Source organism: Konateibacter massiliensis (genome assembly GCF_900184995.1).
Taxonomy (GTDB): domain Bacteria; phylum Bacillota; class Clostridia; order Lachnospirales; family Lachnospiraceae; genus Lachnotalea; species Lachnotalea massiliensis.
In genome coordinates this window covers 2784239-2799660 of record NZ_LT860099.1, presented here as the reverse complement: position 1 = coordinate 2799660, position 15422 = coordinate 2784239, and the positions used below count along the sequence as shown (strand labels likewise).

At 38.6% G+C, this 15422-nt stretch carries 10 protein-coding genes; all 10 read right to left on the bottom strand.

The features are described from left to right. Positions 1-50 precede the first annotated feature (50 nt). Positions 51-1280, bottom strand: a complete 1230-nt coding sequence (locus tag CTY48_RS18415) for an NAD(P)-dependent oxidoreductase (RefSeq protein WP_099469907.1) — start codon at positions 1278-1280, stop codon at positions 51-53. Next, positions 1274-4222: an ABC transporter substrate binding protein gene (locus CTY48_RS18410; protein ID WP_180272780.1), complete on the bottom strand. Its 2949-nt coding sequence runs from the start codon at positions 4220-4222 to the stop codon at positions 1274-1276. Before CTY48_RS18410 ends, CTY48_RS18415 begins: the two co-directional genes overlap by 7 nt. Before the next feature lie 226 nt (positions 4223-4448). Next, the gene (locus tag CTY48_RS18405) at positions 4449-6497 is read right to left on the bottom strand and encodes a beta-galactosidase (protein ID WP_099469905.1); all 2049 of its coding nucleotides are present in this window, start codon (positions 6495-6497) and stop codon (positions 4449-4451) included. 48 nt (positions 6498-6545) lie between these two features. Further along, positions 6546-8216 carry a glycoside hydrolase family 43 protein gene (locus CTY48_RS18400; RefSeq protein WP_099469904.1) on the bottom strand — a complete coding sequence of 557 codons (1671 nt, stop codon included), beginning with the start codon at positions 8214-8216 and terminating at the stop codon, positions 6546-6548. 14 nt (positions 8217-8230) lie between these two features. Continuing rightward, complete coding sequence (locus tag CTY48_RS18395; RefSeq protein ID WP_099469903.1) at positions 8231-9571, bottom strand: glycoside hydrolase family 30 protein; 1341 nt, start codon at positions 9569-9571, stop codon at positions 8231-8233. 16 nt (positions 9572-9587) lie between these two features. After that, positions 9588-10298: a response regulator transcription factor gene (locus tag CTY48_RS18390; RefSeq protein ID WP_236355025.1), complete on the bottom strand. Its 711-nt coding sequence runs from the start codon at positions 10296-10298 to the stop codon at positions 9588-9590. Positions 10299-10322: 24 nt separating this feature from the next. After that, on the bottom strand, positions 10323-12125 hold the full coding sequence (locus tag CTY48_RS18385; RefSeq protein WP_099469901.1) for a cache domain-containing sensor histidine kinase: 1803 nt from the start codon (positions 12123-12125) through the stop codon (positions 10323-10325). 66 nt (positions 12126-12191) lie between these two features. After that, positions 12192-13037, bottom strand: coding sequence for a carbohydrate ABC transporter permease (locus tag CTY48_RS18380; RefSeq protein WP_099469900.1), 846 nt, complete (start codon positions 13035-13037; stop codon positions 12192-12194). A gap of 12 nt (positions 13038-13049) precedes the next feature. Further along, positions 13050-13925 carry a carbohydrate ABC transporter permease gene (locus CTY48_RS18375; protein WP_099469899.1) on the bottom strand — a complete coding sequence of 292 codons (876 nt, stop codon included), beginning with the start codon at positions 13923-13925 and terminating at the stop codon, positions 13050-13052. 92 nt (positions 13926-14017) lie between these two features. Further along, on the bottom strand, positions 14018-15316 hold the full coding sequence (locus CTY48_RS18370) for an ABC transporter substrate-binding protein (RefSeq protein WP_099469898.1): 1299 nt from the start codon (positions 15314-15316) through the stop codon (positions 14018-14020). Between the last annotated feature and the right edge of the window lie 106 nt (positions 15317-15422).

Genomic DNA, 15422 nt, shown 5'->3' with positions numbered 1-15422 from the left:
AAAGAGGGCAGAAATTCATCACCATGAATTTCTGCCTGCTTTTTTCTTCTTTATTCGTTCTCGTCCAATCCCTGCATGTATTCATCCATATACTGCGCTACTACTTTGGAATAGGCAACTGCCTCCACCACTGTTTTAGCACCTAACACAACGTCACCTGCCGCAAAAATACCGTCAATTGTCGTTGTTCCCTTCTCATCCGTTTGAAGGAGTCCCTTCTCCGTCGCCTTCAAGCCTGCTGTCGTGCTGACCAAACGGCTCTTCGGTCCCTGGCTGATGGAAATAATCGTAGTGTCCGCCGGATAGAGTATTTTTTCTTCCTCTGTCTCCACAACATTTTCATCCTCATCATAGCGGATATTTTGGAATACCGGACCTTCGTCGGTAATCTCCACTATGCTTTTGGCATATTCAAATTTTGCGCCGTCAAGCTTTGCATAATTTGCTTCATGGTCACTTGAGTTCCAATGAAGCCCCCTCGCATATAGAATGACCTCCCTTGCACCATGTCTGATTGCCGTTCTTGCCACGTCCATCGCCGAGTTTCCCATGCCGATAATTGCTACCTTATCACCAAGGCTATATGCACTTGGATTTTTTAAATAATCAATGGCAAAATGTACATTTCCCAAAGATTCTCCTTTGATTCCAAGTGTCTTCGGCTTCCATACTCCGGTACCGATAAAGATGCTCTTATAGCCGTCACGCTGTAAATCCTGTATCGTGAGTGCTTCTCCGATTGCAGTATTCGGTCTTATTTTGATTCCCATTTCTAAGAGCTTTGTTTTGTAGCGGCCCAGTATGCTCTTCGGAAGTCTGAATTCCGGTATACCATATTGGAGGATACCGCCAATTTTATCTTTCGCATCAAAAATTGTGATGTCATAGCCCTTCTGTGCAAGAATGATGGCAATTGTAATTCCAGCAGGACCGGAGCCGATAACTGCCACTTTTTTTCCTTTATTTTTCTCATACTTTGCCTCAATACGCTCAAAGCAAGTGTCAGATATGTAATTTTCAATGCTGCTGATATGAATCGGCTGTCCTTTTTTCCCTAAAATGCAGTGTCCCTCGCATTGTTTTTCATGATTACAGATAAGGGAACAAACCATCGAAAGAGGATTGTTTTCAAAAAGCATCTGTCCTGCTGTCTGTAATTCTCCCTCCTTAAAATACTGTATCATCTGAGGTATCGCTGTGTTAATCGGACATCCTTTCCGGCACTGCGGCACCTTGCAGTTTAAACATCTCTTGGCTTCGTCTATTTCGTGTATCATAATACTGTCTCCTTTTTCTTTGTCTCCTCTATAAGATTAAGGTTATAAATTCCCTCAACATCTTCTTTTGCAAGCGGTTTACTGAACAGATAGCCTTGAATGTAGTCACAGCCGCTGTCCTCCAGCTTTTTGAATTTATCCCAATCTTCAATTCCCTCTGCCGTTATCTTAAGGTTCAAACTATGGGCAAGCGAAATCAAGCTTTCCATAACCTTGCTGTTTTCAAACTCCAAAAATTTATCATTGATGGATTTATCCAGCTTAATTTTGTTTACCGGCATGAAAGTAAGATAATTCAGAGAAGAATATCCTGTTCCGAAATCATCGAGAGCAATCTTAAATCCATGTCTTCTCAACTCCTGAATAAATTCCAGTGTCTGTGTATTATTTTCCAAAAGAATTCCTTCCGTAATCTCAATTTCAAGGTGCTCCGGCTTGATATTATATTCCTCCAGGCACTGTCTTACATAGGCGGTATAGCCTTTGTCTCTCATCTGCTTGCTTGAATAGTTAATTGCAACCATCTTTTCTCCAAAGCCTTTATCTCGCCACTCTGCCATCTGTCTGATTGCTTCCTTTGCAACCCATCTTCCGATTTCAATAATATATCCCGTCTCCTCGGCAACCGGAATAAAAACATTCGGTCCTATCGAGAAATCCTTTAATCTAAGCAATGCCTCAAAGCCCACAATATTTCCCGTCTCAACTTCCACCTGAGGCTGGTAATAAAGGCAGAAACCTTCCTCCTTGATTGCCTGTCTTAAAATAGCTTCTACATTTTTCTTGGACTTAATTTCATTTTTCATATCCTCATGGTAATAGATATGATTGTTCTTCCCGCATTTTTTCGCCTTGTACATAGCAGTATCGGCATTCATAATCAGTTGATTCAAATTGTCGCTATCCTTTGGATAAAAGGTGATTCCCATGCTAAACGTGATTGTATTTTCCATGCCCTCCAGTGAAAATACCTGTGTAAACGCCTCATTTATGCGGGTAATGTAATAGTCCGCATTCTTACAGTCGGTTATTCCCTTCAGCAATACCAGGAATTCATCGCCGCCCATTCTGGCTATACTCATGTGCTCTTCCTTGATGTTTTCCAATCGCTCTGCTATCTGTTTTAGCAAATCATCTCCGTGAGTATGTCCCAATGTATCATTGATGCTTTTAAAATCATCAATGTCAAACAGCATAACAGCTCCGCTTCCCTTATCTTCCAGCTCTTCCGATAGCATCTCCATGAATTTCCTGCGATTCGGCAAATGTGTCAGGTAATCGTGACTTGCCGCATATTCAATATATTCTTCTTTTTCTTTGATTACTGTCGTGTCTAAAATAATTCCATATATCTTCGATACTTGACCGTCAGAATCTTTAATACCCTTTCCCCGAACCAAGAACCAGCAAGGTCTGTCCGCATCTACATTTGCGCCAACCTGAACATATATTTCGTTCTTTTCCCCATTCACATAGCGGTATACCTCTGCCAACAGTTTTTTTCTGTAATCCTTTCGAACGAGACATTTCATAAGCGAATAATAATTGCCCCTGCCGGGTATTGGTTTATTTACAATGTTTTGAAGATTACTCGACACCTCGACCTCATTTGTTGCCAAATCAAGTTCCCACACCGCACTGTTTGTGCTTTTTATTGCAATGTCATACTTCTGCCAAAGCAAATTCACTTCGGCGGCATGCTTCTCCACAATATCATACTGCAATTTGAGCTCTTCCTCGGATGCTGACAGCTCTTCATATATCATGCTCAGCTCTTCGTTGCTCTCCTGAAGCTTTCTTTGCATGATTCTTCGTTTTATATTGTCCACAACAAGAATAAGTGCTATCAGAGAAAGAACTCCCACTACCACACCTGCCATGATAAGATATTTTTCATATCCCTTCAGCGGACTTTCCTTTTTGTTGATTAAAATAGCACCTTCCGGAATTAGTTTTTCATCAATGCTATACTTCTCGATAATATTGTAGTCAAAAATATAGTAATATGGCGTCTCCTCCACAACCGGAATGTCTGAGGGCGAAACTCCGCCAAGAATCTGCAGCACCATTTTGGCGGCTGTCAATCCGAAATCCCTATATGAAATCATCTTACCACCCAAAAGACCTTGCCCGACACCTCCGATACTGCTGCGGTATACCGGAACATTCGTATGCTCACTTAGAAACGCATATTGGCTGTCCATGCTCATATATGTATCTTCCTTATCCTGATTCATGCTCATAAATAAAATGATGGTACTATCATCAATCTTGCTTAATGTTTTTCCGAATTCCTCAAAGGTGTACTCTGAGACATTTAAAGCCTCCGCTTCCAAATCGGGAAATGATTTCATTGCCGTCTCAAACTGTTTTTTATCTCCCTGCCCTGTCAGAGTATTGTCCACAATTCCTACTACCTTTGTAGTCTTTGGGTTAAGCTTCTCTGCCAATTCAATATTTTCTACCAAGGACGCTTCTTCCAGACTTCCCGTCATATATGGATTTTTCGCTGCCTCCGCTGCCCGCTCCTGATCATTGGCTCCAAAAAATACAATCGGTATGCCAGAAAACAATTCCTCCTGGTAATCCATCGCAAACTGTAAGGCAAAGTCATCCCCCACAATAATTGCATCGTACTTCGGAACATGCTGCAGCTTATATTTCAAGCTTGTATGAAAATTTTCTATGTTTTCATCAGAAGAAAGTCTCTTGGCATCCATATATTCAATGTCAAGATTGACTGACTGTCCTGTAAAACCCTCCTGTATGCCATCAATCTGCTCCGGAACTGTCACAAAATTTTCTGTGTAGGAGCTGATAAACAACACATTTCTTGTAGGCTCCCCCGCCGCATAAGCAGTATTATTTGATAAAAATATGCACAGGATAACTCCCGCTATTATAGAATAAAAAGAAACACTCCAAACACTACTCTCACTCCTCATAGGTATTCCCTCCATAACACATGTTTTCAGTCTTGCCGTCTCTGTCATATTTAGAAGTTATTCTATCCTATTCTATCATATTTTTACTTATCTTTTTATATTATTTGCTTTTTTTACATTATTTTTCTTTATATTTAATAAAAATAAGATAAAACTACCCCCATATAGGACATTGAAATATAACAATTCCTATATGGGGGTAGCTTCTCCACCAAGCATACAATCCCTAAAAACTTCTTTCCAAAATCACAACGCCCCATTTATCTATCGTAAGTTCCTGCCCATTCTCAATGTGTTTACCATCAAGCAACGAGGCCGCATCATTCCCTTGATATTTGAGGGATACCGGAATATTTCTATGGTTCAGATAATATAAAATTTCTTTTCCCTCTTCATTCATCCCTTTTCGAATGACACACTGGTTAGAAATCTCATTTTCATAATTCCAAATTCCGGCTTGCTTTAAGCACATCATTAACAGGCTTTTAAGAGCCTCATCCGATACCTTGCATCCAAGATAAGTTGCAATGCCTTTTCCATATTGATTTTGTGTCGTAGCTGCGTATCTTTTCCAGTTTTCATGGTCATAGGAAGCGATTACCTTTGCCGTTGTCGGTTTTAGAAGTTCCATAAATTCTGTCACATTTTGTTCGCTCTCTGAAAGCTTCACACCTGCCAGAGAATACTTTGTTTTCACCGGCGTTGTCATCTGATTGTAAGTCATTCCAAGGCAGTCCGTTAATTGATGCGGCAGGCGGTCGTGATATACTTTCAAATTTTCATCGGCAACTCCGCTTTTAAAGGTCATAAACAAATGGCCGCCCTTTTGTACATAGCAATCGATTGCTGACAAACATTCCTCCGAAGCCGTATAGAGTGCAGGAACTACAAGTAAATCGTAATCGCCAAAACGCTCTGTCATCTCCGATGTCACAAAATCTACTTCTGCATTGCAGTGAAAAAGTACATTATAAACCTGACGCAAAACATCATTGTATTCACAGAAACTTTCCGGTTTACTGCCGTTTCCAAATGCCATCCCTGTATCAATTCGAAACCACTTAATAGCTGTTAATGCTTCATTGCTTACTAAAATTGCCACATTATTTTTCTTTTTTAAATTCACAAGCTTTTTACTTAAGGCATTGAATTCCTTTCCAATCTGTTTAGCTTCCAAATAAGTATCATTTTCTTCAAAATCATGACTTAAAACACCCTTCCAGTAAGTTTCAAATGAATTATGGATAGAATGATAGTGCCAGTACATAACACTATTTGCTCCGCTGGCAAGATGACTGAATGCCTGTAACCGCAGTTGTCCCTCATAAGGAAGCCATGCCTGCTGTCCTTGAGCCTGTGTTTCTAATACCAGGTAGTTCTCCTGCTTTAAGGAACGTGTCATGTCACCTCCAAAGGCAATCTCTTCCCCGGTTAAATCGTCTTGGGTCGGATGATAAATATCGCATCCTGCTATCGTCAGTGCCTTTGCCGCACGAAAATGATTGACATCGGGCTGTAATCCGTAAGAATGTCCTCTCCACTCAAAATCAAAATTCTGTGTGAGAAACTGATGCTCTTTTTTGTATTTTCGTACAATCTCTGCCTGCCATGACAAAAATTCATCCACCAGCCTGCGCTGAAATTTAGAATATTCAGCCCCCAGGCTTCCGTTAATCGTTCCTCTTACATCCGGAAACTCTTCCCATGTATTGATCCGATTACTCCAATAATTTAATCCAAATGCATCATTCAGCCGGTTTAAATCCTGTTCAAATTTGTCTTTCAGATATATCACAAAACGTTCCTGCACATTTGATGATGCAGTACCGTAATGCTTTGTTTCATTGTCAAGCTGATAGCCAATTACACAAGCTTTGTCTGCCACATGGGAAACTAATGCTTCAATCGCACCTTTTGCAAGACGCAGATAATCTGAATTCGTGATATCCATAATCTGTCTGGCACCATAAAGAGCCTGCCCTTGCGTGGTTGTCACCATAATTTGAGGATATTTTTTAACCGCCCATGCCGGTACTGCATAAGTGGGCGTTCCAATGATTACAGAAATACCATTTTCTTCACAGGCATGCAATACCCGGTCAATATGTTTAAAATCATAAGTCCCTTCTTCCGGTTCCATCGTCGCCCAGGTAGACTCAGCAATCCGAATGACGTTCATCCCCGCCGCCTTTAACATTTCTATATCTTTGTCCAGCCGCTCATAAGGCATATATTCATCATAATAAGCTGCACCATATAATAACTTTGAAGCCATACGTTCCTCCTTTTGTTAAATCTTTCACATACGCATTCTGTACTCTCACTATGAAATCGTATCAAAAAGGTCCTGTTGCCAATTTTCCGGTTCTTCCTCCTGACAAAGATTAAAATAATCAAAATCTGCATATTGTCGGTGAAACAAACTGTCTACACAGGCAATTCCAACAAATGCCCCTGTAAACTCCCCAAATTTACAATATTCATCGGAGTATTTTGATGTATCAAACTTACGTGCAATCGGATGATATTTTTCATTATCAACTGACCAGAAAAACCTTGCATTTCTGCCGCGGATTTCTAATCTAAAATAAATCTCACAATCTGAGGCTGCAATTTGGCTGTCTTTGTGCTCCGTTCTTACTCCATTTTCAAACTGGGTTACAATCAAAGCTTCACTTTTTAATGTGTCACTATAATATTTTCTTAAAAAAACATAGTTCATGTTATCATAATAAAGCATAAGTCCCGCACTATGCTGATAGTGGGTCGGCTTAAAATCCATCTTACATTCGGCTGTCATATAAGTGCTTGTCAGCTTTCTGGCTAGAAAACTAAACCGGTTCAAAGAGCAGGCGCTTTCCTGCCCGCGTAACCTTAAATAGCCTTTCCGCTCCGTTAAGTTTGTAAAACTTTTCGGCGAAATTCTAGGTGCATAGTAAAATAAGCCAAGCTCTGCTTGATCAAAATCATCCTTTTCTATCACTGGCGGACATTTCACTTCAGGCAAATCCACCTCCGGCAATTCTTTCTTTGCCAATTTAGTGCCGTCAAAAAGTCTAAGCCATCCGTCTTCGTTCCATTCCATTTTCTGCATTGCCGTTTCTCTCCCCAGCGTGCAGCGAAGCTCCGGTAAAAATGGTCTGGAACACAGATGAAACAAAAAGGTTTCACCCTTTTGTGTTTCAACGATACTCCCGTGACCAGATTTTTGTAAATAACTGGACGGATTGAAATAATGAGGTTTTAAGTGATTGGTATCCATGCGTTCATCATAATTTGCCTCTACATTTGTTACAATTGGATTCTCCGAGTCTGATTCGTAAGGTCCCCATATATTCTTTGACCTTGCCATCGTAACGCTGTGGTAATAGCCCGTTCCGCCTTCTGCAAGCATTAAATAATACCAGCCGTTTTTCTTATAAATGTGAGGTGCTTCCATACAGCCTCTCTTGGTAGAACCTTCTGAGATTGGCTTTGGATATCCAATCATACCTTTTTTACTGTCATATTCACACAACACAATTCTACCCGGCTTTGTATAATCATCCCGCGTTTCCCACTCTAAATTCACAATATATTTTCGTCCGTCTTCATCATGAAACATAGATGCGTCAAATCCCGATGAATGTATATATTCTGGCTCTGACCATGGTCCTGTAATTTCCGATGCCGTAATCAGATAATTATCTACATCGAAATATCTTCCATTCATGCTGTTCATAACACCATATACCAGATAAAATAAATCGGTTTGCCCATCATAGGTGAGACATGGTGCCCAGATGCCTTTTGCACTTGGCAATTTCCGTAAATCAAACTTTGACTCATCCGATAAAATGTTCGTGATCAGCTCCCAGTTTTTTAAATCCTTTGAATGGTATACGGGTACCCCCGGAAACCATTCAAAGCTGGAAACTGCCAAGTAATACTCATTTTCTTTTTTACAGATACATGGATCTGCGTGAAATCCTGTTAAAATTGGGTTGTTATTCATTTCACTACCTCTTACTACCTGCTTATGATTCCGGTTGCGATGGAATTTGGTGCGATTGTCACCTTTACTCCGTGTCCTTCTATTCGGATATAGGCTTGTCTCTCTTCGTCTTCCGTATTTAGTAACACAACCGCAATCGTACCGTCTGTGTTTTTAAAAGCTGTCACGTCTAGTTTTTCCGTATATCTTGTATGGGCAATTCGAACCGCTTCCGGTTTAATAAAGTGGCTGAAATGGCGGATATAAGACAATGTATTTCGCTCCAATACCTTCTTTGTTTTCATATCAAACATGTAAGGGGCATCACAGTAATTCTTTACATGATTGGGTCCTCCCATCTCATCCAAAAATATATTCCAATCATAAAATGCCGTCATTCCATGGTTTAAATTTCCGATTATATCGTGTGCGTATTTCTGTGCATTTTCAAGATAATTATCAGAAGAATATTTGCAGTATTCAATACATGCTTCTGAAAGAATCAGTTTCTTATCCGGAAATTTATCTTTCACTAACTGGAGTGCCTCAAAATGATCGCCGCTGTACCAGTGAAAAGCAATTCCTGCAACCATGTGGTTCGTGTCTTCCCCAATAATTTCACATGCCCTGTCAAACACCCGCTCTTTGTTATGATCCCATATAAAGATTTCAATATCCGAAAGGCCATTCTTACAAAGTGCCGGATACATATAATCTCTTAGGAAAATCTTCTCTTCTTTTGCCGTATAAACACAAGAATCCCATGTCTGCGTGGCTTTTGGCTCATTTTGCAGGCTTATCCTTGTCACTTGATATCCCCTGTTTCTAAATTCCTTGATATACCTGCATATATACTCTGCCCAAAACGCTTTATACTCTTCTTTTAATTTTCCTCCATGATTTCGCTCCCCGTTTGTTTTCATAAATACAGGAGGGCTCCAAGGAGTCAGCATAATTTCAATCTTAGTTTCGCACGCCTTTTGTGCATCCTCTAACAGGGGAAATATGTATTTCTCTGTTCTCTCCATATTGAAGCTTTCCATCTCTAAATCTTGGGAATCAGACATTGCTTCGTAATGCCCCAATGAAAAATCACAGCTATCCATATGTGTGCGGACAATTTGGTAATTCATTTCCTCTTTTCCAAAATACGTCCTTAAGGCTTCTTCTTGCTGTTCTTTACTCATCTGTGCATACACATAGCCTGCCGCATCTGTAATCGCCCCGCCAAAACCTTCTATTTTTTGATAAACAACCTCCGGATAAAGATTAATTACATAATTTTCTTCTTCATCTTCCTGATTAAAATGAAATTGTTTTTTCGTTTCTTCTTTCACATTATTTGCAAAAGTTGTTGTTGTTAACTTTAAATCCATAGTTACCTCTCTGTGCTTATTCCGATAAGCCGTTTCTGAATTGTGATGGGGTCATTCCCATATACTTTTTAAAAACACGTGTAAAATACTTCTCATCGTGAAAACCGACCTTAAATGCCACTTCATAAGTCTTTAAATCACCATTTTTCAAATAAAAGCAAGAATGTTCAATTCTTCTTTTGTTTACATAATCAACAAATCCACATTCCATGCTCTGGGAAAACAAACCGGACAGATAGCTTGTACTTAATTTCACATGATTAGCAGCATCCGCCAGTGTGATATTCTTTGTGTAGTTTTCCTCAATAAAATCTTTCACATGAGCAATAATTTGATTTTCGCAAGTTAATTTTTCTCCAGGCTGAGCTACAATAGCTTCTAATTTTTCCAATATTTCGTTTGGCCTGCACGGCTTTAAAAGATAGTCCACTACCTGATATCGAAGAGCTTTTCTGGCATATTCAAATTCATCATAACCACTTAAAATAATTGTTTTGGGACAATATCCGCTCTCCTTGGTAATTTTCAAAACTTCTAATCCGGTCTTTCCCGGCATCTGTATATCTAATAGCATTACATCCGGTTTGTATTGGAAAATAATATCAATTGCAGCATCGCCGCTTTGGGCCATATAAATCTTGTCAAACACCTTACTGTTATTTTCGATATAGCTGGCAATTCCGTTTCTGATTTTCGCTTCATCATCTACAATTAGTAGTTTTTGCATCATATCTCAACCTTTCTAGGTTATTTAAGGGTTAAACTGTGCAGGAACACATAATTTTATCGTTGTTCCCTTTCCAACATCACTTATGATATCCAATTTAAAATCTCCTCGATACTTTAAATTTAACCTTTCTCGCACATTATAAATTGCAAACTTTCCAACTCTTTGACTTGTATATTTTAACGTATCATTATTTTCATGGTCGAATATCTGGTTGATTTGTTCCTCCGTCATGCCAACTCCATTGTCGCTTACTTCAAAATAAAGATACCTTCCATCTACTCTTCCTGTAATTTTAATAAATCCCGTCTCCTCTTTGCACTCTAAGCCATGTACAATCGCATTTTCCACAAAAGGCTGAAGGATTAATTTCGGGATGATATACCTCTTAGCTTCTTCATCAATATCAATTTTATAATCTAACCTCTTTTCAAAACGCATCTTTTGTATCTGCAAGTAATGATAAATTAATTCCGCTTCTTTCTCCACGTATATGTCACTCTGTCCTTGATTTAAAACCAGGCGGAATAATTGGGAAAGTGAAAAAATATCCTCTGCCAACGTATGTCTATCGTCATTGAAAGCCTGCCAATATAGAGAATCAAGGGCATTATATAGAAAATGAGGATTAATTTGTGCCTGAAGCGCCTCCAGTTCACTTTGTCTTTCTCGAATAACCATGACATAGTTAGAGTCAACTAATTCTTTTATTTCCGAAACCATATTGTTGTAGCATTCTGTTACTTGTCCAATTTCATCATCTACAATGACTTCTACATATTGTTCAAAATCACCTTCTTTAAACTTCATCATGGAGTTGTTTAATTTCTGTAACGGATGTGAAATAATATTGGCGATCAGCATTGCCATTGGCCATATTGCTATAAAGAATATGCAAAAGAATACAACCGGGAATACAAATGCATTCTCTCTTTGTGATAACCACTGCTCCTTTGGAACGATATAATATATTTGGTCTTTACTCGTTTCATCTATCGTGCTAAATACATAGTTTGTTCCTATTTTAGTTTTGGCAACCGTTTCGGAAGGAAGTATTACATTGCTGATTGCATAACTTAGCATATCACCGCTTACAGTTCCTGCCTGAACCAGCTTAACGCCATTATTCACAATAACAATCCCTTCCGAATCATCCAGAAGTATATTACTGCAGAGCTGTTCATAGCGAGATGCATCGATGCCGATACATAAAAATCCAACTAATCTGGACTTGGAAAGATTATACAATGCTTTTCCTACTACTATTTTCCCTCCATTGTTTTTGGTAAAAATGCTATTTTCACCTTTATCAATGCGTGTCCATACACAATCACCTTTCGCTGCATAAGCATCTTTGAACAACTGTGTCTGACGAACCGCTTCCATTTTCATATTATGCACGCTGCTATCTCTGGAAACATAAAAAGGACGAATATCATTTTCGGTATAAAGAATCAGTGTTTTTATATGATTCTTTACCGAAATATTATCTTTCACTAAATCAATCGGTGCATTTTGCTCCCAAATCAAAGGATTTTCTGCCAAGGAAGAGCCCTTTTCTTGATATAAGATCGTTCTGATATCTTTGTTAATACTAAGATAAGTCACGATATCAAGCACATCTGCCTGTAAGTAATTGACATTTTCCTGAATGGTGCTTACCTGATTTTTGTAAAACTCAATCATTTTTTCTTCAATCGCAGCTGTATTTCTATTGTAGAGAAACACCGTTGTAATTAAAAGCAATGGCCCAATGATTAAATACATGGATAATATTATTTTATATTTTACTTTCAGCTTATCAAATAGATGGTTAATTTTTTTCATATGACATTCCCCTATTTTTATTTATATATAATATTATACCCATGCATTTTTATAATGGCAAGCAGGTTAGCCTTTTACTGCACCTGCCGCAATGCCTTTTGTAATATGCTTGTTTAACAGAACATAGATGACAACTGCCGGCAAGGCTGTGAGTGCCATAACTGCAAACTGAACCGCATAATTAGAGGAATATTCACCTGTAAATTCCAATACGGAAAACGGAAGCGTCTTCCATGTTTTACTGCTTAAATAAGTGGATGCCATCATGAATTCATTCCAGTTATTTAAGAATGTCATGATTGTCACCGTTACAATAGAAGATTTCATGAGCGGGGTAATAATAATTGCTATAATTCTGTAAATGCCGCAGCCATCGATTAATGCCGCCTCTTCCATTTCCTTTGGAATAGAACTGATAAAGCTGCTCATTAAAAACATACCTTGTGGTAATGAAAATGCAACATATGGTATCAGCAATGCCCAAATGGTATCCGTAATTCCAATTTTTTGGTAAATCACATAGTTCGGAAGAAGTGTTGCGTGGATTGGTATCATCATTCCAACTAAAAGTAAATTTTTTACGAAACCGCTTAATTTCCATTCCATTCTCGTACATGCAAAAGCTGCCATAATGGATATAACAATTACAATAAGAACTGCCAGTGAATTAATTAAAAGGCTGTTTCTTAAATATAAAAGTACGTTTCCATCCACAAATGCCGTTATATAATTATCCCATCTTATTTTCGCCGGAATAATGAGTAATCCATTTGTAAATAACTCATTACTGCTTGCCAGAGAAAAGTTAATCAGCCACACCAAAGGAAAAATTTGGACAATTGCAACTGCGGATAATATAATGAATTTTATAATCTTGCCAATTGATTTATTTTTATGATTCACGATTTCCATATCCATTCTCCTCTATGCCGTCTTTTGCTCAGCAAATATTTTGTTTAACGCTACTGTTGCTAACAGGCAAATTACCACAAAAACAATACTGATTGCATTTCCATACCCATATTTGAACGAATTAAATGCCTGCTTATATAAATAATTCGCCAAAAACTGGGTTTCATTACCTGGTCCGCCATTTGTCAGCAGATATACGGTTTCCATTTGTTTTAATGCTGATATGATAGCAAGTGTAACGTTAACCTGAATAACCGGTTTCATCAGTGGTAATGTTATTCTTAAAAAGGTAGTTTTTGCACTGGCACCATCGATTGCTGCCGCTTCATAAATTACCGTATCAATATTTTTAATTCCTGTATAGTAAATGAGCATTCCCCAGCCAAAGCCGTGCCAGATCAGCACAATAAGCACTGACCAGATTGCCAGTCCGCTTCCCAGCCAGTTCACTTCTGCCTTTGCACCAAATATTTTCAATATATTATTCAGCAATCCAAAACTAGGATTGTATATAAATTTCCAAAGATAAGCTATAATTGCTACTGAAATAACATTCGGAATAAAATAAACGCATCTGAAAAATCCTTCTGCTTTGCCTTGCAGCCTGTCAAGAACTGCTGCCGTAATAATTGCCAATGGATGCTGAATACAAATAAAACCAACTGCTAAAAGTAATGAATTACGCAAGGATAACCAAAATGATGTATCTGTCATTAAGACCTTGTAATTCTCCAGCCCTATGAATGAGAAACTTCCCATTCCCGAAAAATCAGTTAAGCCATAGTAAAAGCTCAAACAGATTGGCGCCAAGATTGCACAAATGAATGTTATAATTCCTGGCGCGACCAGACTAAAAATGACCCATTTGTTGGAATATAGTTTTTTCATGAAATTTCTCCTCTTTCCATCTAATACTATGGCTGCCTTTTACCGGCAGCCATATAAAGTATTTTGAATCTATTATTTGGTCATTGTATCACTTATTTACAAGCCTCAGCCATCGTTTCCCAGAATTTTTCCGGAGTTAAAGCACCAATCACCAACTGCTGACTTCCATCTTCACTAATGGTCTTAAATTCTGAAGTTCCTAAATCATTAAAGGTTACACCTGTAATACTTGTAGAACCTACTACGATATCCGTAAATGCCTTCTGCGGTTCTGTCTCATCTCCGGTTAAATAAGCAGAATAATCTTGAGCTGACATACATACTCCATTTTCCCATGCAAGTTTTGACCAGTTTTCCGGCTGGAACATATAATTCAACAATGCGATTGTTTCTTCTTTCACTTCTGAATTAGCGGATACTGCATATCCTCCGCCATTCCAAGCTGCAATGTCTGTCGCAGCTCCCTGACCACCTTCTACAACCGGCATTGCGAATACACCGAGATTATTTCGAACGTCTTCTAATACATCTTCATTCGTTGCCATAGACATTTCCCAGCTTCCCATATAGTACATAGCTGCCTGCCCATTTGCAAACAGATTTCGTGCCGTACCATAATCTGTTGTCTCAAATCCATTCTGGAATAATCCAACATCTACCGCATCTTTTAATAACTGTGCAGCCTGAACATAAGAAGGATCTGAAAAATCTGCATTTGTAACGGAAGCTTCCAGCATTGCTTTGCTCTCACCATTAATTTTTGCAATTAAATCATGCATCCAGATAGACAATGGCCATTTGTCCGAACCATCCATACTGCACGGAACTATTCCCGCTTCATTAATTGTTTCTGCTAAAGCTAATAATTCTGCATATGTAGTCGGCACCTTCCATCCGTTCTCTTCAAATATCTTCTTATTATAGTAGAAAGCCATAACATCTGTATTTCTTGGAAGTCCATACAATTTTCCATCTCTGCTGAAGCCATCCAAGGATCCTTCAATAAATCCGTAATCATCGTAACTGCTCTTATCTAGTTCAGCAAGTAAACCTGCATCAATTACTTCGTTTAGGAATGATGGCTGACCCCATGCATTTAATAAGTCAGGCATTGCATTTCCTGTTGCGTATGCCTTGAATTTTGTCTTATAAGCCTCATCATCAAGCGCTTCCACTTCGATATTGATATTTGGATTTTCTTTTACGTAGTTATCGAACAACGTTTGTTCAATAAGTCCCTGACCTGTTTTTCTGTCAGTCTGATTCGAAAATACCCTGATTGTCACTTTTTCCTCTACTGAAGCAGAATCAGAACTTTTTGCTCCGCTGCATCCTGCTAAGGAAGTAACCATTGTTGCAACTAGTAGTAACGATAATAACTTCTTTTTCATAGTAAACCCTCCATTTTTTTCACAAAACTTTTTGTCTTGTTATAAAATGAGTATATCATCTCATTTCTATCCATTACAGATAACATTCTTGTGAAAAAGTGGATAT